The sequence below is a fragment of the Microbulbifer maximicatervae (SeqCode) genome (genome assembly GCF_052467815.1).
Map to the genome: position 1 here is coordinate 2,552,836 of NZ_CP174326.1, position 21,829 is coordinate 2,574,664.

Annotated in this window: 18 protein-coding genes; 6 read left to right on the forward strand and 12 right to left on the reverse strand. The window is 51.7% G+C overall.

The genetic code is table 11. The annotated features are described in order from the left end of the window. Positions 1–6: 6 nt before the first annotated feature. From ACJJIW_RS11080 to miaB, 6 genes are all read right to left on the reverse strand, one after another. A complete protein-coding gene (locus ACJJIW_RS11080; RefSeq protein WP_444891862.1) occupies positions 7–924 on the reverse strand; it encodes a TIGR01777 family oxidoreductase in 918 nt (305 codons plus the stop codon). A 114-nt stretch (positions 925–1,038) separates the two neighbouring features. Further along, a complete protein-coding gene (gene lnt, locus ACJJIW_RS11085) occupies positions 1,039–2,604 on the reverse strand; it encodes an apolipoprotein N-acyltransferase (RefSeq protein WP_444937335.1) in 1,566 nt (521 codons plus the stop codon). 70 nt (positions 2,605–2,674) lie between these two features. Then, positions 2,675–3,571, reverse strand: coding sequence for a CorC family transporter (locus ACJJIW_RS11090; RefSeq protein WP_413663108.1), 897 nt, complete (start codon positions 3,569–3,571; stop codon positions 2,675–2,677). Between the two features lie 71 nt (positions 3,572–3,642). Further along, positions 3,643–4,113 (reverse strand): rRNA maturation RNase YbeY, encoded by a 471-nt coding sequence (gene ybeY / locus ACJJIW_RS11095; RefSeq protein ID WP_444937336.1) that lies wholly within the window; start codon positions 4,111–4,113, stop codon positions 3,643–3,645. A gap of 16 nt (positions 4,114–4,129) precedes the next feature. After that, the gene (locus tag ACJJIW_RS11100) at positions 4,130–5,170 is read right to left on the reverse strand and encodes a PhoH family protein (protein ID WP_282934647.1); all 1,041 of its coding nucleotides are present in this window, start codon (positions 5,168–5,170) and stop codon (positions 4,130–4,132) included. 209 nt (positions 5,171–5,379) lie between these two features. Further along, a complete protein-coding gene (gene miaB / locus ACJJIW_RS11105) occupies positions 5,380–6,747 on the reverse strand; it encodes a tRNA (N6-isopentenyl adenosine(37)-C2)-methylthiotransferase MiaB (RefSeq protein ID WP_444937337.1) in 1,368 nt (455 codons plus the stop codon). Between the two features lie 180 nt (positions 6,748–6,927). On the opposite strand from miaB, the gene ACJJIW_RS11110 reads away from it, so the two are divergent. Then, on the forward strand, positions 6,928–7,260 hold the full coding sequence (locus ACJJIW_RS11110) for a DUF1820 family protein (RefSeq protein WP_444891858.1): 333 nt from the start codon (positions 6,928–6,930) through the stop codon (positions 7,258–7,260). Positions 7,261–7,289: 29 nt separating this feature from the next. Here ACJJIW_RS11110 and ACJJIW_RS11115 read toward each other — a convergent pair whose 3' ends face one another. From ACJJIW_RS11115 to ACJJIW_RS11125, 3 genes are read right to left on the reverse strand one after another with little or no spacing between them, the layout of a single operon-like run. Beyond that, the gene (locus ACJJIW_RS11115; protein WP_444937338.1) at positions 7,290–8,645 is read right to left on the reverse strand and encodes an MmgE/PrpD family protein; all 1,356 of its coding nucleotides are present in this window, start codon (positions 8,643–8,645) and stop codon (positions 7,290–7,292) included. After that, entirely contained in the window at positions 8,638–9,831 is a 1,194-nt protein-coding gene (locus ACJJIW_RS11120; protein ID WP_444891856.1) for a M20 aminoacylase family protein, read from the reverse strand. Before ACJJIW_RS11120 ends, ACJJIW_RS11115 begins: the two co-directional genes overlap by 8 nt. Beyond that, positions 9,818–10,333, reverse strand: coding sequence for a recombinase family protein (locus ACJJIW_RS11125; RefSeq protein ID WP_444891855.1), 516 nt, complete (start codon positions 10,331–10,333; stop codon positions 9,818–9,820). Before ACJJIW_RS11125 ends, ACJJIW_RS11120 begins: the two co-directional genes overlap by 14 nt. 467 nt (positions 10,334–10,800) lie before the next feature. Between ACJJIW_RS11125 and ACJJIW_RS11130 the strand changes: the two genes are divergently transcribed. Then, the gene (locus ACJJIW_RS11130) at positions 10,801–11,592 is read left to right on the forward strand and encodes a UDP-2,3-diacylglucosamine diphosphatase (RefSeq protein WP_282931517.1); all 792 of its coding nucleotides are present in this window, start codon (positions 10,801–10,803) and stop codon (positions 11,590–11,592) included. Then, the gene (olsF, locus tag ACJJIW_RS11135) at positions 11,589–13,262 is read left to right on the forward strand and encodes a bifunctional ornithine lipid synthase OlsF (protein ID WP_444937339.1); all 1,674 of its coding nucleotides are present in this window, start codon (positions 11,589–11,591) and stop codon (positions 13,260–13,262) included. The genes ACJJIW_RS11130 and olsF overlap by 4 nt, the downstream gene beginning before the upstream one ends. 83 nt (positions 13,263–13,345) lie before the next feature. On the opposite strand, the gene ACJJIW_RS11140 is transcribed toward olsF, so the two are convergent. Both ACJJIW_RS11140 and ACJJIW_RS11145 read right to left on the reverse strand, forming a co-directional pair. Beyond that, positions 13,346–14,620 (reverse strand): aspartate aminotransferase type Ic, encoded by a 1,275-nt coding sequence (locus ACJJIW_RS11140; RefSeq protein ID WP_444937340.1) that lies wholly within the window; start codon positions 14,618–14,620, stop codon positions 13,346–13,348. 191 nt (positions 14,621–14,811) lie between these two features. Then, positions 14,812–15,678 (reverse strand): DUF6279 family lipoprotein, encoded by an 867-nt coding sequence (locus ACJJIW_RS11145; protein ID WP_282931521.1) that lies wholly within the window; start codon positions 15,676–15,678, stop codon positions 14,812–14,814. Between the two features lie 266 nt (positions 15,679–15,944). Between ACJJIW_RS11145 and nagB-II the strand changes: the two genes are divergently transcribed. Both nagB-II and nagA read left to right on the forward strand, forming a co-directional pair. Further along, on the forward strand, positions 15,945–16,943 hold the full coding sequence (gene nagB-II, locus ACJJIW_RS11150) for a glucosamine-6-phosphate deaminase NagB-II (RefSeq protein WP_282931522.1): 999 nt from the start codon (positions 15,945–15,947) through the stop codon (positions 16,941–16,943). A 32-nt stretch (positions 16,944–16,975) separates the two neighbouring features. Beyond that, positions 16,976–18,106 carry an N-acetylglucosamine-6-phosphate deacetylase gene (gene nagA, locus ACJJIW_RS11155; protein WP_282931523.1) on the forward strand — a complete coding sequence of 377 codons (1,131 nt, stop codon included), beginning with the start codon at positions 16,976–16,978 and terminating at the stop codon, positions 18,104–18,106. A gap of 29 nt (positions 18,107–18,135) precedes the next feature. Here nagA and ACJJIW_RS11160 read toward each other — a convergent pair whose 3' ends face one another. After that, on the reverse strand, positions 18,136–19,179 hold the full coding sequence (locus ACJJIW_RS11160) for a LacI family DNA-binding transcriptional regulator (protein ID WP_282931524.1): 1,044 nt from the start codon (positions 19,177–19,179) through the stop codon (positions 18,136–18,138). An 825-nt stretch (positions 19,180–20,004) separates the two neighbouring features. Between ACJJIW_RS11160 and edd the strand changes: the two genes are divergently transcribed. After that, entirely contained in the window at positions 20,005–21,822 is a 1,818-nt protein-coding gene (edd, locus tag ACJJIW_RS11165) for a phosphogluconate dehydratase (RefSeq protein ID WP_282931525.1), read from the forward strand. The last annotated feature ends 7 nt before the right edge of the window (positions 21,823–21,829 follow it).

Consider the following 21,829-nt stretch of genomic DNA (forward strand, 5'->3'; position numbering starts at 1 on the left):
ATTTGTTCAGGCGCTGGCTTTAGTGGTAGCGCCGTCACCCTTGAGCAGGTCTGAGAGGGCTTGCTCCAGAGTTGGGAATTGGAAGGTATAGCCGGTTTCCAGTGCTGTACAGGGCTCGACCCTATCACTGGCTAGCAGTAATTCATCAGCCATCTCTCCAAAAGCTATCTTTAAAGCCCAGGCCGGTAAGCGTAAAAACGCCGGGCGATGCAACTCTTTGGCCAGGATTCGGGCAAAGCTGTTGTTGGTTACAGGTTCCGGTGCACTTCCGTTAAATGGATGGCAAAGTTGATTGTCGATGGCGTGTAATATCAGTCCGACTTCGTCTTCTTCGTGAATCCAGCTCATCCAGTGCTCGCCCGAGCCCATGGGGCCGCCAAGCCCGAGACGAAATGGTGGCAGCATTTGGGGAAGGGCGCCACCGCGCATGGAGAGAACGATAGCTGTGCGGATAATGCCTACCTTAACGCCAGAGTGCTGCAGCGGGAGCGTGGCGGCCTCCCAGTCCCGACACAGCTGTGCGGCAAAGCCCCCTCCTGGAGCGCTGTCTTCTTTCAGTAACTCCCCTCCGCGATTGCCGTAATAGCCGATTGCGGAGCCGGACAAGAAGTAGGATGGCTTGTCTCTTTGGCCCAGGGTCCAGCGAACCAGCTTCTCCGTTGTGTCCAGGCGTGAACTGCGAATTTCAGTGCGATATTTTTCTGTCCAGCGACGGGAGATGGGGGCCCCGGCAAGGTTCACAATAACATCTACGGGCTGGTTTACCTCTGCGGGATCGCGGCAGGCCTTGGCTGATTCGCCACACAAGTTTCGAACCCTGTCCGGATGTCGGCTTAATACCGTAATAGTATTGCCTTGCTCCAGCCAGCGCCGACAAAAGAGCCTGCCTATAAGCCCGGTGCCACCGCTAATCAAGCAATGCATGGGGAATCACCTTGCCTTATATTCGCTAGAAAATTGAATGGAGCATAGCAGTGATATTCAGTGGCGGTAGCTTACCGATGGCCACCCCGGCTGGGAGTGGCTGCGGGGCTTGTTTTAATCGGGTAGCTCGCCACTGAGAGGGGAGTTGGGTTGGGGTTCCACCCTGCGGCGTAAAAACAGGGCCAGGGCCAGCATTGGGAGCGCCAAGGCAAATACCAATGAGATGCCGGCTAGCATAAACGGGGTGGCACCACTCATCGCTCTGATATCCCCGGTCATATTCGCGCGTTCGAATTGGGGGAGTTTCTTAATAACCTTACCCTTGGGGTCCACAATTGCCGTCACACCAGTATTTGTCCCTCTCACCAGGTAGCGACCAGTTTCCAAAGCGCGCATCTGCGCCATTTGCATATGTTGTAGGGGGCCAATAGAGGTCCCGAACCATGCATCATTGCTAATGGTCAGCAAAACCTGGGAAGACAGTGCTGAGTTGGCAACCAGCCTGGGATAGACAATTTCATAGCAGATAAGCGGCGCCCAGCTTGCACCAGCAGCATTGAGCGGCGATTGTTCGTCCGGGCCTGAGCGGATAAAGGAAGTGGGGAGATTAAAAAACTCGATAGTGCCCCGAATAAAATCCTCCAGCGGTACATACTCACCAAAGGGGACCAGGTGGCGCTTGTGATACACGCTGGGGCTCTGGCCAAAAACTGCGGCGGAGTTGTGAATACTCCGCCCCTCCTGTGCCGAACCCCGGGTGTCATAGAGAATACCGGTGATCAAATCGATGTTGGTAGTCTCAGCATTGCGTTGCAGCGCCTGCATAAGGTTGGGGGCCTGCCCGTAAAGCATGGGCAGGGCGGCTTCGGGCCAGATAATTACGTCTACATCCTGATCGCTAAGGGCGCGAGTACCCTCTTGGTAGCGACTGATAGTTTCCCCGCGAAATTCTGGCAACCACTTCTTTTCCTGAGGAATATTAGCCTGCACCAGCCCAACGCTGATAAGAGGACCTTTTGCGGAGGTCCACTCCACTTGGGAGAGGGCAGCGCCTGTTGGCCAGGGTGCCAATGCTGCAGATAGCAGTATGATATGGCTGCGTCGCTTGAGGGGGGACAGGCGGCCGCTGACAACCAAGGCCAATACTGCGCTGGTAAAAGCCAGGACCAGGCCTATGCCATAAACACTTAGCACTGGAGCCCAGCCGGCTAGCCAGGTCCCTGTGTGGCCATAGCCGACGAAGAGCCAGGGAAAGCCGGTAAACAACCAGCTGCGAAGCCATTCGCCGATAAACCACAGGGCGGCAAAAGCCAGAGCAAAGCTGAATTTGTTGTCAGTGAAACGACCGAGTAAATAAAAAGGTGTGGCTAGCGTCACTGCCAGTATGGTGACGAAAGCACTAGTGAGGACCAGCCCTAGCGGCACTGATGAGTTGCCGAAATTTGTGATCGAAACGTAGACCCAGGAAGCCCCGCTGGCGAAGAGGCCCAATCCATAGCAGAGGGCGAGCCAGAAGCTTTTGCGGCCCGGTAGCACCTGCCCTTTGGCTGCGGAGAGCAGAATCCAGGCGAATAGTGTCAGGGACAGCAGGCCGCATACCCAATAGTTAAATGGGGCAAATGAAAGTGTCATCAACCCGCCAGCTACAACGCTGGCGAGAGGAGAAAATAATCTGCGCATAAAGTTGTTGTCAGGATACCCCGTTCGCTCAGGGTATCAGTGTGTTAAGGCTTGCAGTAATGAGCGATACTCAGCTGTCTTCTTCTGGCGGTTTACGCATATGGGCAACCCGCAAAAGGTGTATCTGGCGGCTGTCTGCATAGAGTACCCGGAACATAAAATCACCCAGTCGGGTGACTTCGTCGCGGCCCGGCAAATGGCCGAATGACTGCATAATAAGACCGCCGACAGTGTCGAATTCTTCATCACTGAAGGCGCTTTCGAAAAATTCATTGAACTCTTCAATGGGAGTCAGAGCTTTAACGATAAAATCGTTTTCCCCAACTTTACGGATATAACTATCCGCTTCTTCCTCGTCGGTCTCGTCTTCGATTTCACCGACAATTTCCTCGAGGATATCTTCGATAGTCACAACACCGGATACACCGCCGTACTCGTCTATCACGACCGCCATATGGTAGCGGTTCTCACGGAACTCGCGCAGCAGGATATTGAGGCGCTTGCTCTCGGGAATAATATTGGCTGGGCGGATCAGGTCTTCGAGCTGAAATCCGTCGAAACCTTTCAGCAGGAGAGGGAGCAGGTCTTTGGCGAGCAATATCCCGCGTATATCATCGACACTTTCGCCGACGACAGGGAATCGGGAGTGGCCCGAATCAATAATTTTGGGGAGGAACTCTTCCGGCTTATCGTGAAGGCCTACCACAACCATTTGCGAGCGTGGAATCATAATCTCGCGGACTTGCTGGCTGGAAACGTCCAGTGCGCCTTCGATAATAGAGAGCGCTTCAGCATCTACCAGCTGATTTTCAGCGGCGTCCTTAATGATGTCCAATAATTCGTCGCGAGACTTGGGTTCAGCTGAAAAGGCGCTGAACAGCTTTTCCAGCCAACTTTTTTCACTCGCGCGGGATTTGCTCGCTGAGTGACTACTTGGGGGCTCGTCTGTGGTCATGGAAGTGGCCATGCTCCGGGGTTCTCTCGTTGGTAGATAAAATTCAGTAGCAGTTTGCCATTACTTCGGTGGTACAGCGGCTATCATCCCACTTCATCCAGTGGGGCGTAGGGGTCTGTAATGCCGAGGTTGGCGAGCAACTTCGTTTCCAGGCTTTCCATAACCTGAGCGTCTGCATCTTCGATATGGTCATAACCTAGAAGGTGCAGTGTGCCATGGACCACCATATGTGCCCAGTGCGCCGATAGTGATTTGCTCTGTTGCTCCGCTTCCAGTTCAACTACTGGGGCACAGATCACAAGATCTCCAAGCATCGGGAGATCCAGCTCCGCAGGGAAATCGGTAGGGAAGGATAAAACATTAGTGGGTTTATCCTTGCCTCGGTACTGGTGATTAAGTTCCTGGCTCTCACTTTCGTCCACGATTCGCACCGACAGTTCCGCTTCGTTGCGGTGGCCGGTCAAAGCCTTGGATACCCAGTTGCTGATAGCCTCATCGGAAGGGATGTCGTGGCAGCGGCTGACCCGCTGCACATCGAGTGTTAAATCAGTCATAACTCAGGTGCGGACTCTAAGCGGCATTCTCATCGGCTTTATTGGAGATTCGATCTGCCGAGGCCATTTCCAGCTCGGCTTCATGAATATCGTAGGCCTCCACAATGCGCTGCACGAGGGGGTGGCGAACCACATCCTTGGCTCCAAAGTGGGTAAAGCTGATTCCATTAACTCTCCCCAGTACTCCAACAGCATGACGCAAACCGGAAGCTTGGCCACGGGGCAGGTCGACCTGGCTGGGGTCACCGGTAATTACGGCGGTGGAGCCAAAGCCAATCCGCGTGAGGAACATTTTCATCTGCTCGCGGGTGGTATTTTGGCTCTCATCGAGAATAACAAAGGCGTTATTTAGGGTGCGCCCGCGCATATAGGCAAGGGGAGCTACTTCGATAACGTTGCGCTCGATCAGCTTGCCAACAGTCTCAAAACCGAGCATTTCGTAGAGGGCGTCGTAGAGCGGGCGGAGGTAAGGGTCTACCTTTTGGCTCAAGTCACCGGGCAGGAAGCCCAATTTCTCGCCGGCTTCAACGGCGGGGCGGACCAGGAGGATTCGCTCAACTTCATCCTTGAGCAGAGACTCCACAGCACAGGCTACTGCCAGGTAGGTTTTACCGGTACCTGCGGGTCCGATACCGAAATTGATATCATTGGTCTGCACAGCGCGAACGTATTTACGCTGATTGAGCCCTCTAGGGCGTACCGAGCACTTCTTAGTGCGAATCAGTACTACTTGGTCAGCTTCGCTGGAGTCACCGCTACCATCTTGGCCGGTGAGTTCTTCAACTCCCGCTTGCTGCAGAGCCAGGTGAATCTCATCTGGAGTGAGATAGTCCTTGGTACCGGTTTCCTTGTAGAGCCTACTGAGTAGTTCGCCAGCGGCACGCGCCGATTTGGCATCGCCAAAAAATGAAAACTGGTTGCCGCGATTTCGAATTTCGATATCCAGGCGCTGTTCTATTTGGCGTAGGTGTTGGTCGAACTGACCGCAGAGATTGGCGAGACGGCGTGCGTCGTTGGGCTCGAGAGTGATGCTGTGAGCGAGGGTTTGTGTTTCCAAATTGGTTTCCGGCACCTTTAATCCAGGGGTTATATTGCTAGGGTATACCCATTTTCCCTAAAGGGGAAAGAGGTGATTCCTACAAATAGGTTCTAACTTTACCTAATTTTAATTACGGGGCGTAATTTGGGGGGCAAGTTGAGCCTAATTTGGCGGCAGGATGTGCTTTCGAAGTACATCTTGCCGCTATTTGAGGTAATCACAAAGTCTTAGAACAGGTCTTCTTCCAGCTCAGATGTGACTAAAGTACCGCGCAGGGAGTTTGGCAGGGCCTCTTCAATCACAACATCGGCAAATTTGCCGATCAGGGCGAGATCGTCCGCACGGAAGTTGACTACCCGGTTGTTCTCGGTGCGGCCTTGTAACTGTCCGGGGTCCTTTTTGGAAACACCGGTTACCAGTACACGCTCGGTGTTGCCAGCCATGCGGCGTGCAATAGCTGCCGCCTGCTGGTTAATCCGCGCCTGCAGCAGCTGTAGGCGCTGCTTTTTCACTTCTTCCGGCGTGTCATCGGCCAGGTCGGCAGCCGGAGTGCCCGGGCGAGGGGAATATATAAAGCTGAAGGAGATATCGAAGCCCACGTCCTGGATCAGGTTCATGGTCGCTTCAAAGTCCCTGTCAGTTTCGCCGGGGAAGCCGATAATAAAGTCTGAAGACAGGCAGATATCCGGGCGAATTTTCTTCAGGCGGCGGATCTTGGATTTGTACTCCAGGGCGGTGTGGCCGCGTTTCATTGCCATCAGAATGCGGTCGGAGCCACTCTGTACGGGCAGATGAAGGTGACTAACTAGTTCCGGTACCTGTCCGTAGACATCGATCAGCGCATCGGAGAACTCTACCGGGTGAGAGGTGGTATAGCGGATACGGTCGATGCCATCGATCGCTGCCACATAAGTGATCAGCTCGGCGAAATCCACTTCGTGGCCATCTTCTCCCGTAGCGCGGTAGGCGTTTACGTTTTGCCCAAGCAGGTTCACCTCGCGGACACCCTGGTCTGCCAGGTGGGCGATCTCTTCGAGTACATCGGTCACAGGGCGGCTGACTTCTTCGCCACGGGTGTAGGGAACCACGCAGAAAGTACAGTACTTGGAGCAGCCTTCCATAATAGAGACAAATGCGGTGGCGCCGTCGGCCTCTGGCTGGGGCAGGCGATCAAACTTCTCGATCTCCGGGAAGCTCACATCGACGATAACTGCGCCGCTTTTTTGCTCTTTGGTCTCCATCATCTCCGGCAGGCGATGCAGGGTCTGGGGACCAAAGATCAAGTCTACGTGGGGCGCGCGTTTGGCAATCGCCTCGCCTTCCTGACTGGCTACACAGCCGCCAACACCAATCACCAGGTCGGGATTTTTTTCCTTCAGGTGCTTCCAACGGCCCAGCTGGTGGAACAGCTTTTCCTGGGCTTTCTCGCGGATAGAACAGGTGTTGACCAATAGTACATCCGCCTCGTCGGGATCGTCGGTAGGTACCATGTCGTGGGACTCGCCGAGTAGATCGCGCATCCTCGCGGAATCGTACTCATTCATTTGGCAGCCGTGGGTCTTAATATATAGCTTTTTCACCGATGTTTCGGACATATCGCGCCTGGTTAAAAACTGGTCAACAATTAGGGTGGGGCATTATAGCGATACGACCCGGCACTGCATAGATGGCTATATTAGCTGTTGCGAACCTGTGCTATTCTTGCGCGCCTTTTCGGGCTTTGCCCGTTCTTTGATCAATTTGAGCTTCGGGGTCATCCCCATCCTGAGAGACTTATGGCCAACCCGATTTATAAAGTTATTTTCCATAATCAAAACCAAGTGTATGAACTCTACGCTCGGGCTATCTATCAGAGTGATATGTACGGGTTTATTGAGGTGGAGGAATTTGTGTTTGGGGAAAAAGCCCAGCTTGTGGTAGATCCTAGTGAAGAAAAGCTGAAAGCAGAATTTGCTTCAGTAACTCGCTCTTACCTCCCAATGCATAGCATCGTGCGCATTGACGAAGTGGAAAAAGAAGGTACCGGCAAGATTGTGGAAGTAAAGGGTGACAAAGTTGCCAAATTTCCCTTCCCCCCTCCGGTTCGTCACCCTCAGGACACAGAATAAAGCTCCTCCCGCACACTCTACAGCGGGATTCAGTATCTTGCGAACAAATCAGCAAACCGCCCAACGCGTACTAGGTTCCTGAACTGGTCAACCCATTCCTTCTTGTCTCCCATCCCAGCCCAACTCAGGCAGTCGCGGGCCTTTGTGTGCAACTGGCCCGGACTTAGAGGTTTAGCGGGTGACCCCACCAGCGAACTGACTGTCACTTCGACGGTCCGGCCATCGGTAAACTCGGCCTCGACGACGACGGGCGCTGTAACCGGTGCCGGGCTGGTCTGGGAACGTTTTATTTTATACAGGCTTGCCTGTACCAGCGGTTCTGCAACGGCCTCATCCGTGAAATCGCGAAGCGATACTTTTCCGTTCTGAAGCAACCGCAACGCTGGATAAGACATGCTGAAGCGGGCTTCACTGGCCTTTGTGGGGGCGTCAAAACGCAGATTTTGAAACTGCGGATTTGGCAGGTATGCGGTTAGCGATTTGAGGTTCCTCAGGCGCAGGCCATGATCCCGACGAAGCATTTCAACACCATCAAGGGAAAAATGTGCCGAAGCGCAGCACGGAAATCGCTTGGTGAACAGGCCATCTTCTACAATGGCCCAACGCTCGCCAATGTCATCAAGCATCCGATGTTCCGCGCCGGGAACGGGATTTCCCTGATACAGGTCGCGAAACCCCCATTGCCCGGTTACAAATGCACTTTGGCCGTCAAGTCCAGACTGAGCCATGAATGCTGCCAGCACCGCATTATGAGCGCCGAAACCGGCATGGGTTGGCTTGGCCTTTGTTCCAAATTGCAGCCGCGTTCCCGAAGCAAGGCTAAAGCCAAGGCTCATCGCGTTGTTGATTTGCCGGGCATCAAGCCCCATCAACATCGCACAGGCACCGGCTGTTCCAATTGTACCAACGGTCGAAGTCGCGTGCCAGCCACTGGCATAGTGGTTCGGGTTAACAGCCGCCCCAATGCGTGCATGTAGTTCCAGACCCACAATGTAGGCATTTAGAATATCCTGGCCCGAAACCGGCATAATCTGGCCCAGCGCAAACAGGGCAGGTGCGAGGATTGCCGAAGCGTGTGTCATGCCAGGAAGGAAATTGTCGTCAAATTCAAGCGCATGGGCCGCTGTGCCATTGACCAATGCGGCGCTGGCCGGGGGCAGTTTCATGTCAGTGCCAATGACCTTGCAGCTGCCTGTTCCGTGTGTCTTTTGCGCGCCTTCAAAAACAATACGCACAGTCTCATCGGCGCTACCTGCGATCATGCAGATCAGACCGTCGAACAAGGCGTCGTTTGCCCGGTCCACTGCGACGTCCGATGGGGCAACAGGTCGCGATGCAGCCCATTGGGACAGTTTGAACTCTGCACTGCCCTGCCCGTTAGTCATGGCCAAGTTCTTCCAGCGCAACATTTACCCAATACGCGACACCGTGAGGGATTGCCCGGTCATCAAAATCGTAAAGCGGGGTGTGGAGGAAATGATGGTCGTCGCTGTCGCCATTGCCCATGCAAATGTACGCGCCAGGCACCATTTCAAGAAAGAAAGCAAAATCTTCGGACCCGCTCAGCGGTGTCATCTCGGTGTCCACTGTGGCATCAGAGGACGTTTGTCGCGCAGCTTTTACTGCGACATCCACTTCGCGTTTGTGATTTACCATTGGAGGATAGCGGCGCGTATAAATCAATTCTGCTTCGCAGCGATGTGCCTGTGCGCAAGAGTGTGCCAGTTCACCGATCCGGTTTTCCAACATGTCGCGTGCTTCGGGCGTGTAGCTACGTGCCGTACCGCGGATGACAACCTTGGAAGGAATGATATTTGGCGCGCCCCAGTCGCCTGCTGAAACATGACCGATACTGACAACTGCGGAATCTGTAGGTGCCAGATTGCGGGCCACGATTGTTGATACGGAAGACAGGAATCCGGCCAAAGCCATGGTAGGGTCGGTGCCCTTCTGAGGCATAGCGCCATGGCCACCGGTACCGGACAGAATGACTTCCCAGGTGTCGGCTGCTGCCATCATCGGCCCTTCGCAGATCTCGAAATTGCCGATTTTGATCCCCGGCATGTTGTGCATTCCATAAACCGCATCACAAGGAAAGCGGTCGAACAACCCGTCCTCGATCATCACCTTTGCACCGCCGTGCCCTTCTTCGGCAGGTTGAAAAATGAACTGAACGGTGCCAGAGAAATCGGGGTTTTGAGATAGGTATTCTGCCGCTCCAAGAAGCATTGCCGTATGCCCGTCATGACCGCAAGCGTGCATTTTACCCGGCACGGTCGCTTGATATGGCAACCCGGTTTTTTCTTCGATGAACAACGCATCCATGTCGGCGCGGAGACCGACAGTCCGATTGCCATTTCGCTTGCCTTTCAGAGTGCCGACCACACCCGTTTTGCCAAGCCCGCGATTAACTTCGATCCCCAGTTCGGCAAGCCTGGTCGCTACAACCTCAGAGGTGCGCACTTCTTCGAACGCAATTTCCGGGTGCCGGTGGAGGTCCTGGCGAATGCGGATGGCGGTTTCAACTAGGTTGCCGTAGTTCAGGATGTCAGCGTGATCAACGGTCGCCATTGTTGTTTTCCTCTTGGAGAGATTGCGCACTGGCCTGCGACAGGATCGTCAAGCCCCGCGCGATGCCGTGCAGAAAGACGGCCAAGACAAAGATTGGCACGGAATAGTCACCGGTGGCGCGCATGCGAATGAGATCGGACTCGAATTCAGCAAATGTAGCGAGGATGTTGAAGAACATTTTGCCCATGGGATCGGCGGGATCATATACCGAAATGCCGAGTGCCAGCGGCACGCCTTTGGCTTCGAGTTGATCGGCGATAGCACGAGCATCTAGAACTGATCTGGCCAGACGGTCGAGCTTTGGTACAACAAATGTGTCCCCCTCTCGCATTGCTGCTATCGCTTGATCGAGGCCCGGGCGTACCCGGTTCGTGCCGGTCAGGCCGTGGTCAGCATAAATGCAATCCTCGGTCACACCGAGGTCAACAAGTGTCTGACGCTGCGCTGTCAGGTCCTGTTCGTCGGTGGAGCAGCGGGCATATCCGATGAGCGTGTTTTTCATGGACGCACTGTACGTAAACGGCCCCTTCATAGCAATTATCATCGTACCATCTATATGAGACATTCTTTGTGCCGGTTTTGCAGGGGATACGAACTGGCGGAATTTTGTCCGCTGACCGATCCCCTTACGGACACTCATTCTTTGACATTCCAGAAAGGTTGCTATGCCCCGACTTATGTGGCCGGGTTACAACCCGGTTTTTTGACACCTAACTCATCTTTACACCTTTTTTTCCTCTGCAATATAAGCTTCAATAAAAATCCTCCTGACTGTCATCAAATCGCTGCAAAGTGGTTGCGCTGACGATCAACGCCGTTCTGTATTTAGTTGATCTCAATTTGCTAGCAAGAGAGCAAATACGGATTTATCGATTTTTCTCAAGTTAGCTCAAGCGACGACCTATATTTTTGCCGCGTATCTGCCCTGATTTTTATGGGCTGATAACTGGTACAGACTGGAACTTTGCTATGAGCAATCGCTATCGCGCACTGTGGATTTCCGATGTCCATTTGGGCAGCAGAGACAGTGAGCCCCATCGACTTGCAGATTTTCTGGCTCAGAATCGCGCCGATACGGTCTATCTGGTTGGGGATATTTTTGATATGCAGGCACTCGCTCAAGGACGAGGTACATGGTGTCAGGCCTCTTCTCTGCTACTGGAAATGCTTTCCGAATTAAGTAGCCTGACGCCTGAAGTCATTTATATTCCTGGAAATCACGACGCGCCAATGCGCAGCTGGGCCGGAAAGCGGCTCGGCAATATCCGAATTGAAAAAGACTATATCCACACTGCCTCCAATGGGCGCCGCTTTTGGGTAACTCACGGCGACCAGTTTGAACACCGAATTAAAATAAATCCAATCAGTTACCACATCGGCGATCGCAGTTATTACCTGATGCTGCGCTTTAATCGCTGGATCAATTATTGGCGCAATCGATTTAACAAGCCCTGGTGGTCGCTGGCCAGCCAGATAAAAAATCGTGTGGGTGCCGCTCGACAAATGATGAGTGATTTTGAGGATGTCGCTACTCGTGAAGCGATATCGCGGGGATTTGATGGCGTTATTTGTGGTCATATCCATAGGCCTGCCCTTAGAAATAAAACAGTGTGTGGGGATGCTGTGACCTATGCGAATTGTGGTGATTGGGTCGACTCTATGAGTGCGGTTGTAGAACAACAAGACGGCAGTTTGGACCTTTTACGTTGGTATCGGGCTCCAAAAATTGCCAGCATAATGACAGAGGTGGTTGCGGCATGATTCATCTTGAGAGCCTTTTGCAGAAAAATGCCTGGTATAGTGCAGGTCCGCAAAAACCCACGCGAAAACTGGTTTCAGCCACAGTTAAAAAAATCTGCTGTGAAGAGCAGCTGCAGGAATTTACCAGTAGCTATCCCCACCTTGGGGGGGTGGATTTTATTCGCCAAATTTTTGATGACCTTAATTTTCGCTACGAATTAAATCCGTCGGAATTAGCTCGAGTCCCTACGAACGGGCCGCTGGTAATTGTTTCCAATCACCCATTGGGGAGCTTGGATGGGTTAGCACTTATCGACATGGTGGCGCGAGTACGTCGGGACGTGCGCGCTGTGGCGAGCCAATTATTATGGAATATAAAACCTCTGCGTTCCTGCTTGTTACCTGTAGATAATTTTAATGGACATACCCGCCGAGCGGATATTGAAGGTATATATAACCACTTAGGTGAAGGGGGGGCGATTATTATTTTTCCGGCGGGCGAGGTATCCAGGCTAACCCCCCAGGGCGTTCGCGATGGTCGTTGGAACCCGGGTTTTGTTCGCTTTGCGGAAAAAACTAACGCGCCGATATTGCCAGTACAGGTGCAGGGTAGAAATTCCTGGTGGTTCTATGGCCTCTCCATGTTGAATAAACCTCTCTCAACTTTATGGTTGATCAGGGAGATGTTTAAACAAGCTAGCCGTAGTATCGATATTCGTATAGGACGGCCACTGGAAACTGAACATTTTCACAGTTGGCCTCTTACTCCTCGTGCTAAAGCCGCCCTGTGGCGTAAACATGTTTATCAATTGCATCGTTCCCCCGTTCCTTTGGGGCCAGAATTAATTGTCGAGGCAGAACCAGAAGAGGAAGTGGCGCGGGTGGTGGAGTCCTGTGTGTCACTGTCTGAATCGGATAATTTTTCTGTGCGTTTATATCGGCAGAAAGCGGATTGCCCTGTTATGCGAGAATTGGCCAGAGTAAGAGAAATTGCATTTCGCGCAGTGGGAGAGGGGACTGGGCAGAGCCGGGATTGGGATGCGTTCGATGCTCATTACGACCACCTGTTGTTGTGGGATACTGAAAATCGTCAGATTGCTGGGGCCTACCGCATAGCGGCAACTGAGACGCTCTCAGCGGATGAAGTTTACAGCAGTACATTATTTAATTATCCGCAGCCCCCTCGTCAGTGCTTGCCAGAGTCCGCTGAGCTGGGGCGTAGTTTTCTGTTGCCGGACTATTGGAGGGGAAGGGGGCTAGATCTACTTTGGAGTGCTATTGGGCAGTGGGTTTTGCGTAATAAAGTACGTTACCTGTTTGGCCCGGTATCAATGCCAGGTACGTTCTCAGTGAGAGCTAAGTCCGCCATTGTGCGCTATTTTTCCCATTATTTTGCTCCTGAAAACTCCTTGGGGGATGCTCGACTGCCATTCCCGGAAGCACAATCTGAGTTGCCTGAACTACTTGGAAATTCGGTGTCAGATATGCGTCAGTTGAAGCAGGTTTTGCGCGAGGAGGGCGTCATGCTGCCTCCCTTATTTAAAAAGTATGCTTCTGTTACCAAACCAGGCGGAACCAGTTTCCACGCATTTAATATTGACCCGGATTTTTGCGATGCTGTGGATGGGCTGGTCGTTGTTGATTTATCCAAAGTAGATGAGAAGTTTGCTAGGCGCTATTTAGGTGCCTGATTGTGAAGATATCACTAATTAAAAAGGCAGCTTTAAGCTGCCTTTTTAATGATTCAGGAAATTTTCCTGGGCATTTGAATTTGTTAAATCTTGCCAAGCTTTTTACGCAAGCTCACCAGTTTGACACAGAGAACAAAAATAGACATTGCCGTATCCAGCTCTTCCAGTGGTGGGAAGCTGGGCGCAATTCGAATATTGCTGTCCTCAGGGTCCTTACCATAAGGGAAGGTCGCGCCGGCAGGTGTTAATTTTACCCCAGCATCCGCAGCCATTTTTACCACTGCTTTTGCACAACCTGGAAGAGTATTAAAGGAAACAAAATAGCCCCCAGCGGGCTTTTCCCAACTGCCCATATTTGCATCGGCTAGGGCATTGTGTAAGTGCTCCAGAACACACTCAAACTTCGGGCGAAGAATATCTGCATGCTTACGCATATGTTCTGTCAAACTGGTATATTCAGTGAAAAATCGCGAATGTCGCAGTTGATTGACTTTGTCGGGCCCGATAGTCATTGCCTGCATTTGTGCCTTGAGGGAGTCCAGGTTTGCCTGGCTGGCACTAACGAATGCAACCCCTGCACCAGCGTGAGAGACCTTTGAAGTTGAGGCAAACTGTAATACGGAGTCTGCGGTATCATTTTCCAGAGTCGCAGTACGAATATTCGGCAGGTTCACGTAGCTGCCAAAGTCATGCACTGAGTAGGCATTGTCCCAGAATATTCGGAAACCGGCGCCGGCAATTTGCCCCAACTGCGCCAATCTTTCTATAGTCTCCTTGCTGTAAGTGACTCCTGTCGGATTTGAAAACTTGGGGACGCACCAGATACCAACAATTTCTTCATCTTGGCGCACGAGCTTTTCAATAAGCTCCATGTCGGGGCCATGCTCTCCCATGGGCACATTTATCATTTCGATGCCCAGTTGCTCACAAATAGTAAAGTGGCGGTCATAGCCGGGAACAGGGCAGAGGAATTTGGGAGCTTTCAGTTTGCGCCAAGGAGTGTTGCCTGCAAAGCCAAAAAGGTAACCAGTGACAACGGCGTGATACATCAGCGTGAGAGAGCTGTTTCCCCCAGCGATAACCTCATTGACGGGTACCTGAAGCATTTCAGCTCCAAGCTCTCTTGCGCAAGTCAGGCCGATTAAGCCACCGTAGTTGCGAGTGTCTGTACCATCGGCTGTCCGATAATCACCGGAAAGAATGCCATCAAGTTTATCAGAAAGTTTTAATTGCTCCGCCGAGGGTTTTCCACGTGTGATATCCAGGCTTAACTCATGTTGGCAGATTTTGTCGTAGTGGCCGCTTAATTCCTGTTCCCACTCAATCAGCTGTTCCTGTGTGGCGGACTCAATATGCACTTGGATTCCCCTGGCTGGTAACTTGAGTTGGCGAGCTTATCAGTCTAGAGGCGGTTTCGTCAGCAGGAAATCGCAAATGGAAATTAGTTTCTATTGAATCTAAGTGTCAGCAACTATGATAGGTCTCTGATTGGTTAGATCAACTACTCCACTAGTTGTCCCTGCGATAATATTTTGAAATAAAGGGATCTTTACTCACTGGATAGGGTGCGAAAGTCCTGGGCGTAGTCCCGTAGAGTTTTACTTAGGTGGCGACGTTGTGTAGGACTGGTGCTGGATAAAATCTCCTCTCCTAACTCCCGGGCCTGGATTTTGCGTTGCTCTTGGGCCTTGCGGTATTCATCTGTCCACAGCTGTTCGGGGTTTTCCAGCAAACTTCGCAATTTCTCAAGATATCCATCAGGCTTCTGCCGCAGCAGCTCGATAGCATGACTTTGCCAGATCTGCTGTTGCTCATTGCGCAGAACCGGGTTGTACTCTACTTGCTTGACCCAAGCTGCAATCAACTGCTTCTGCTGATCGGTCAAGCTTCCCAGCCAGCGCCTGCTCTCCTTGCGAATTTGTCGGTCGCGACGACGTTGGACTTTCCAGGGTGAGCGCTGCCATTTTTCCAGTGTTTTCTTTTGCTTTTTTATCAGGTTGTGTTGTAGCCGGTCAATTTGCTGTGGTGTTAGTTGTGCCGCTATAGGAAGTATCAGGTTAAACGCATTATTACTGGCGCTACTAATGAAGTGGCGGACCTCATCTTCAGCAGGACCCAGCTGAGGATCTTCCAGCTGCCCCTGATCTACTTTGTCTGCCAGTTGAGTGAGAAAGTTGGCATATTTGGGAAGTTGTGTCTGCCGATGCCAGTGAAAAAAACTATTGAGGGCTCCTTGAAATTCCAGTTCCTGCTGAGAATTCAAGTCCACATAATCGTGAAGCTTCCAGCGTATCCAATAGTCGATGTTGTTATAGGCAAATTGGATGCTGGAGCAGCTGCTAAGTAAGCTTGCCACTACCAAAAGAATGATTAGGTGCCACTTTTGTGCGGTGAAACTGCCCGGGGTTTGGGGCATTGATCCTTCCTATAGCTCTGATCGGCAGCGACTGACAGGGGTGCCTTAAGCATAGATTAAAAAGGTATAGCGAATACCCATTCTCCTGTGACAGATATAGGGTTTTTTGTTGGCGGGAGAGTTCTTGGTTATTTGTAGTCAAGCAAGGAAGACTATTGACGCCAATTAACCAGGAGAGTGTACGGCTAGGCATAGACTGATTGATGGGGCCGGGTATCAGTGAGGAGCCTGGGACCGTATTTTGAGTGAGTTAGACGGGTCGTATTATGGTTACCACGGTTATGGAGGCTGAAGCTCGTGAGGCGCCGGATAGGATTGCTGAACAGCTGCATTCCAATGCCACAATAATGTCTCGCTTGGGGGAGCGCCTGCGTCAGACGCCTCCTCGCTTCGTGATGATTGTGGGGAGAGGATCTTCTGATCATGCGGGAGTGTTTGCCAAGTACCTGATAGAGATTGAAACTGGTACTCCAACTTTTGCTGCGGCGCCATCGGTCTCCAGTGTCTATGGACGTACGTTAAAGCTTAATGATGCGCTGGTTATCGTTATTTCCCAGTCCGGGAGAAGTCCAGATATCCTGGCGCAAGCGCGCATGGCAAGAGAGCAAGGCGCTTATACAGTGGCTTTACTTAACGATGAAGACGCGCCAATCAAAGATGTGGTCGACTTGGTTATCCCGCTAAAAGCCGGCCCGGAAAAAGCGGTGGCAGCTACGAAGAGTTATCTGGCAACCTTGTCCGCCATATTGCAGATGGTTGCTAACTGGACACAGGATACCGCCCTTTGTACTGCATTGGAAAAGTTGCCGGAAACGCTCAAGACCGCAGTGCGGGCAGAAATTCAATTGCGACCAGAGAATCTGGCCTCAGTACAAAACCTAGTGGTATTGGGGCGAGGGCCGGGTTATGGGATTACCCGGGAGCTGGCACTTAAGTTAAAAGAAGTGTGCAATATTCATGCGGAATCATATTCTAGTGCAGAATTCTTGCATGGCCCTGTCACCTTGGTTGAGGGAAAGTTGACGGTGGTGAACGTTCCTATTGAAGATGAATCATTCCCCACTCACAGTCAGCAGATTGATGAAATCCGGCGGCGAGGGGCGGCACTGATTAACTTGCATGTGCCGAGTAAGGGGGTTCATCCTAGAGTGGCCCCATTGGCACTTTTGCAACGCTTTTATATTGATGTAGCCCACGTGGCGGTAAGTCGGGGGATTAATCCCGATGAGCCGGTGGGTTTAAAGAAGGTCACTCAGACCGTCTGAATAAAACAGAGAATAGTATTTGGGAGGGGAAAGTGGGGGTTACCCTGATTGCTGAAAGGCTCTTTGATGGCGAGCGTATTCTCTCGGAGATTGCCGTCACTGTTGGTGACAGTGGAATAATTTCTTCGGTGGGTGGAGGTGTGAGTTCCAGCGCGGAACGTTTACCGGGTCTATTGGTTCCAGGTTTTATTGATATTCAGGTCAATGGCGGTGGAGGTGTGCTGTTCAATCAGGACCCCACTGTTTCTGCTCTTCAAAAAATAAGTGAAGCTCATCGCCAGTTCGGTACCAGTGCATTCCTGCCTACCTTGATCACAGATAGTTTGCCCGTGATGCAGCGGGCTGCCGATGCAGTAAGTGAAGCGATCTCCAGCGATGTCCCTGGGGTAACCGGTATACATTTTGAAGGGCCGCATTTAAGTGAGGCCAAAAAAGGTACCCATGAGCAGGGCTTTATTCGTCATTTGAGTGATGAAGAGTTGTCCCTCTACGCCAGGGAGGACCTGGGAATACGGTTGGTTACCCTGGCGCCAGAATGTGTTGCAGTATCCGACATCCGGAAGTTAGTTTCTCTGGGGGTTCATGTTTGCTTGGGGCATTCGAATGCGTGTGCTGACACGGTTGAGGCCGCATTGGATGCCGGCGCAACGGGATTTACCCATCTATATAACGCAATGTCCCCGCTTCATTCCCGTGAGCCGGGTATGGTGGGAACGGCACTGATTCGCGATGACGCTTGGTGTGGGTTGATTGCCGATGGGCACCACGTGAGTCCTGGCGCAATGGCATTGGCTTTAAAGGCAAAGCCTCGCGGCAAGTTATTACTGGTAACCGATGCGATGTCATTGGTGGGTAGTGATGAAATCAGCTTCCCCCTGTTTGATCGAGTGGTCACGCGGGAGGGGGATAAGCTGACCTCCAGTACTGGAGAGTTGGCAGGCTCGCATTTGGATATGATCGGCGCGGTGAGAAATATTTGCGACTGGTGCGGGGTTGAATTGCAAGAAGCATTGCGTATGGCAAGTTTGTACCCGGCACAATTTATAGGCTTGGGGTCAGGAATAATTACTGAGGGCGCCCGTGCCGATATGGTTCTGTTAGATGAAGGGTTGCAAGTGAGTAGAACTTGGAGTCAAGGCCGCGAGGTATTTCGGAGGCATTAGCTTTCAGCACCTAGAGCAAGTTTACACAATTATTCCGGCGAGGGTCCGGTGGATTGCCGAATAATTAACTCGGGGGTGAAACTGCGTTGAATTTCACCCTTTGCTGCAGAGCCATTTGCTTTTGCGCTTTTACTTTGAATTCTCTTGAGCAATAACTCTGCAGCGGAGTGTGCAATTTTCTTATTTGGTTGGCACGCAGTAGTGAGTTTGGGCCAGGTTTGCCGGGAGAATGGGCTGTCCTCAAATCCGGCGATAGAAACCTGTCCAGGGACATCAATCTCTAACATACGGGCAGCGAATAAAGCCCCCGCTGCAATTTCATCGTTTGCGGCAAATATTGCCGAGGGTACACTATCACCGCGCAGGATCTTCTTTGCGTTGCTTTCACCAGATTCAAATGAATATTCACCGTCAATAATCAGTTGTCGGTCTACGGTTATTCCTGCCCCTTCAAGTGCCTGACAGTAACCTTGTTGGCGCTCTAAAGTGGAGAGGTGCTCCTCGCCTCCACTCAAATAAGCGATGCGTTTGTGTCCGAGGGAGAGTAGGTGCTGGGTAATATTAAAAGCAGCTTGCCGGTCATCGATTTGTATGGAGTTTTCTTCTATCTCATGGCTGATGCGAGAGGAAGCTATTCGCACAAACTCCACATTCATGGATTTGAGTGTTTCGAGAAAAGCGGGTGACTCCGAGAAAGGTGGGGTCAGGACTAGGCCGGCTACCTTGCCGTGCTCAACTAGTTTATTTAAATCGCTGAGGATAACTGGGGAATTTGAATCGCATGGGTGGATAAGCAGTTCATATCCTTTGGATCTGCAAGCCTCCAATATGCCGTTTTGCATGTCGATAACGTAATAGGCATTAGGATTGTCATAAATAAATGCGATGGAATAGGTATGGGTTCCCGCCAGGTTCCGTGCAGCGAGATTGGGTGTGTAGTTCAGGGTTTTCACCGCATCGAGCACTTTTTGCCGTGTGGCAGCACGTACAGAGGGTTCATTATTGATCACCCGGGACACGGTTTTGATAGATACGCCCGCGCATTCTGCAACATCATTAATCGTGACTTTCATACATCAACTGGTTCTATCTGAGCCGTGACTTGGAACTGAGGGTATCGACAAGATAAGTATTGTTAGGAGATGGGATTTTAACAGTTATAAGCCCGCTGTAAGTTTTATGACTGACACGTCTTTCTTTTCTAAAAGAGCTTTGTAGTTTTTTATCCTGTCTTTCGAGCCGACTCTACATCCCGTAACCTATCTGTAAAAATTCTACATTAAATGAGAGATTGCACTCCAATATAATGACCATTATGCGCCTTTCAGTTCCAGTTTTTCGGCCGAATGATGATTTTTACGCCGGAAAAGTGTGATCTCTTCCTTCACCATACTGACCACTCTCAATGACTTTGTGGTGGCTCTTGAAAAATCTTGTAGTTTAACTACATAATGTGCGTCAATAAGATTGAGTGGCTACAAGCTGAGTGAATTGCTCAGGTCGGCGTAAGAAACTTCTACCACTGCCCTGGGGAGGAGGTTCCGGCATTGTTGGATCACTAACATTCAGTTCTACGGCGGGTAAAGGGCTCGGAAGAGAGATTTTTGCCTGACAACAGAGTTTCCCTAACAAGTTCCAGAGGCAGTCTTGCAAAGGGCTTAATCGTGGGATGAGTGATTTGCCTCTGGCCCTGTGAAGCAAATTTGTTCCTCAGGTTTCAGATTTCCCATTGGGCAATGGGACTTCAATGGCACTACAACCAAAGGGTTGAAGTGGGAGCCATTCGGCCGAAAGGCCCTTCACGGAAAGACAATCACAAGTGGCAAATGCCACTGAAATGTGACCCTGGTGGTTTTTGCCTGCGGAGACCGCCTCAACAGAGTTAATACGGAATAGTCATGGTTCACAGCAAGGTTCAGGCCGTTACCGAACGTATCATTAAGCGCAGCGAAGAAACTCGTGCAGAGTATTTGGCGCAGGTTGAGAAAGCGCATATTGAAGGTCGGGCTGCGGCTCATGTGTCCTGCGGGAACCTGGCCCATGCAATAGCCGCATCCCCGGAAAGTGATAAAGAGTTAATCGCCTCCGGGCGTGGACCGAATCTGGGTATCGTTAATGCCTATAACGATATGCTGTCTGCACACCAGCCCTATGGTGCTTATCCCGCTCAATTGAAAGAGGCTGCTGCTCGCAATGGCGCTACGGCTCAGGTTGCCGGCGGCGTGCCCGCAATGTGCGATGGGGTGACCCAAGGGCGTGCCGGTATGGAGCTCAGCCTGTTTTCACGGGATGTGATTGCTATGTCCACTGCGATCGCCCTCTCCCACGATGTTTTTGAAGGGGCCATATTCCTGGGCATCTGCGACAAAATTGTCCCTGGCCTGGTTATCGGTGCACTGTCTTTTGGTCACCTGCCTTCAATTTTTGTACCTGCGGGTCCAATGCCCACCGGCTTGTCGAATGCGGAGAAAGTCCGGGTTCGCCAGCTGTATGCTGAAGGAAAAGTAGGGCGTTCTGAACTATTGGAAGCTGAAAGTGCTTCCTATCACAGTGCCGGCACCTGCACCTTTTACGGCACTGCCAACAGTAACCAGATGTTGGTAGAAATTATGGGACTGCAATTGCCCGGCAGTTCCTTCGTAAACCCCGGTACCGATTTGCGCTCAGCATTAAACGAAGCTGCTGTGGCGCAATTGGTAAAAATTACTGAACCGAGCGAGCACACTTCGGTAGCTAAAATTCTTACAGAAAAAGCATTCGTCAACGGAGTGGTGGGATTGCTCGCTACCGGTGGATCCACAAACCACACATTGCACCTTATTGCGATGGCGCGTGCAGCAGGTATTCAGTTGACTTGGCAGGACATGGCTGATCTTTCCGAAGTGGTGCCACTGCTGTGTCATGTGTACCCGAATGGCACAGCTGATATCAATCATTTTGCTGCAGCTGGCGGTATGCAATTCCTGATCCGCGAACTTCGCTCAGCGGGTCTTTTACACGATGATGTTCATACCGTACTCGGTAATTCCGGACTCGAACCCTACTGCGAAGATCCCTTCTTGAGCGGCGATGCAACCGGGGTAGTGTGGAAGCCAACTCCAGAGGAGAGCGGCGATACGACGGTAATTCGTCCGGCCTCTGATCCTTTCTCCCAACATGGCGGTTTGCAGCTTCTCGAAGGAAACCTTGGTCGCAGTGTAATCAAAGTGTCTGCGGTTAAATCCGAGCACCTCAAAGTGAAGGCGCCCGCCATTGTTCTGGATAACCAGGACGACCTGCTTAAACGTTTCAAAGCTGGTGAGTTAGAGCGCGACTTTGTAGCTGTAGTGAGATTCCAGGGGCCTCGAGCCAACGGTATGCCGGAACTGCACAAGCTGACTCCCACGTTGGGGGTGCTACAGGATCGTGGCTTTAAAGTGGCGCTAGTCACAGACGGGCGTATGTCCGGCGCATCAGGGAAAGTGCCGGCTGCCATTCATATGTCACCGGAAGCCGTAGAAGGCGGTGCAATTGCCAAGGTGCAAGAGGGTGACATGATTGAACTTGATTCAGAGGCTGGCGTTTTGCGCGTACTGGTAGACGAAGCTGAATTTAATGCTCGCGAACCGGCTCAGTGTGATCTTTCGGCAAGTGCCCGTGGTACCGGCCGTGAACTATTCGCTAATATGCGCGGGCTTGCCAGCGGTGCAGAGACCGGTGCAAGCATTCTTTATTGATTATTGC

Bases quoted from the DNA above. Each gene is read 5' to 3' on its own strand.
- ACJJIW_RS11080 (WP_444891862.1), bottom strand. From the start codon at position 924: ATGCATTGCTTGATTAGCGGTGGCACCGGGCTTATAGGCAGGCTCTTT.
- lnt (WP_444937335.1), bottom strand. From the start codon at position 2,604: ATGCGCAGATTATTTTCTCCTCTCGCCAGCGTTGTAGCTGGCGGGTTG.
- ACJJIW_RS11090 (WP_413663108.1), bottom strand. From the start codon at position 3,571: ATGGCCACTTCCATGACCACAGACGAGCCCCCAAGTAGTCACTCAGCG.
- ybeY (WP_444937336.1), bottom strand. From the start codon at position 4,113: ATGACTGATTTAACACTCGATGTGCAGCGGGTCAGCCGCTGCCACGAC.
- miaB (WP_444937337.1), bottom strand. From the start codon at position 6,747: ATGTCCGAAACATCGGTGAAAAAGCTATATATTAAGACCCACGGCTGC.
- ACJJIW_RS11110 (WP_444891858.1), top strand. From the start codon at position 6,928: ATGGCCAACCCGATTTATAAAGTTATTTTCCATAATCAAAACCAAGTG.
- ACJJIW_RS11115 (WP_444937338.1), bottom strand. From the start codon at position 8,645: ATGACTAACGGGCAGGGCAGTGCAGAGTTCAAACTGTCCCAATGGGCT.
- ACJJIW_RS11120 (WP_444891856.1), bottom strand. From the start codon at position 9,831: ATGGCGACCGTTGATCACGCTGACATCCTGAACTACGGCAACCTAGTT.
- ACJJIW_RS11125 (WP_444891855.1), bottom strand. From the start codon at position 10,333: ATGAAAAACACGCTCATCGGATATGCCCGCTGCTCCACCGACGAACAG.
- ACJJIW_RS11130 (WP_282931517.1), top strand. From the start codon at position 10,801: ATGAGCAATCGCTATCGCGCACTGTGGATTTCCGATGTCCATTTGGGC.
- olsF (WP_444937339.1), top strand. From the start codon at position 11,589: ATGATTCATCTTGAGAGCCTTTTGCAGAAAAATGCCTGGTATAGTGCA.
- ACJJIW_RS11145 (WP_282931521.1), bottom strand. From the start codon at position 15,678: ATGCCCCAAACCCCGGGCAGTTTCACCGCACAAAAGTGGCACCTAATC.
- nagB-II (WP_282931522.1), top strand. From the start codon at position 15,945: ATGGTTACCACGGTTATGGAGGCTGAAGCTCGTGAGGCGCCGGATAGG.
- ACJJIW_RS11160 (WP_282931524.1), bottom strand. From the start codon at position 19,179: ATGAAAGTCACGATTAATGATGTTGCAGAATGCGCGGGCGTATCTATC.
- edd (WP_282931525.1), top strand. From the start codon at position 20,005: ATGGTTCACAGCAAGGTTCAGGCCGTTACCGAACGTATCATTAAGCGC.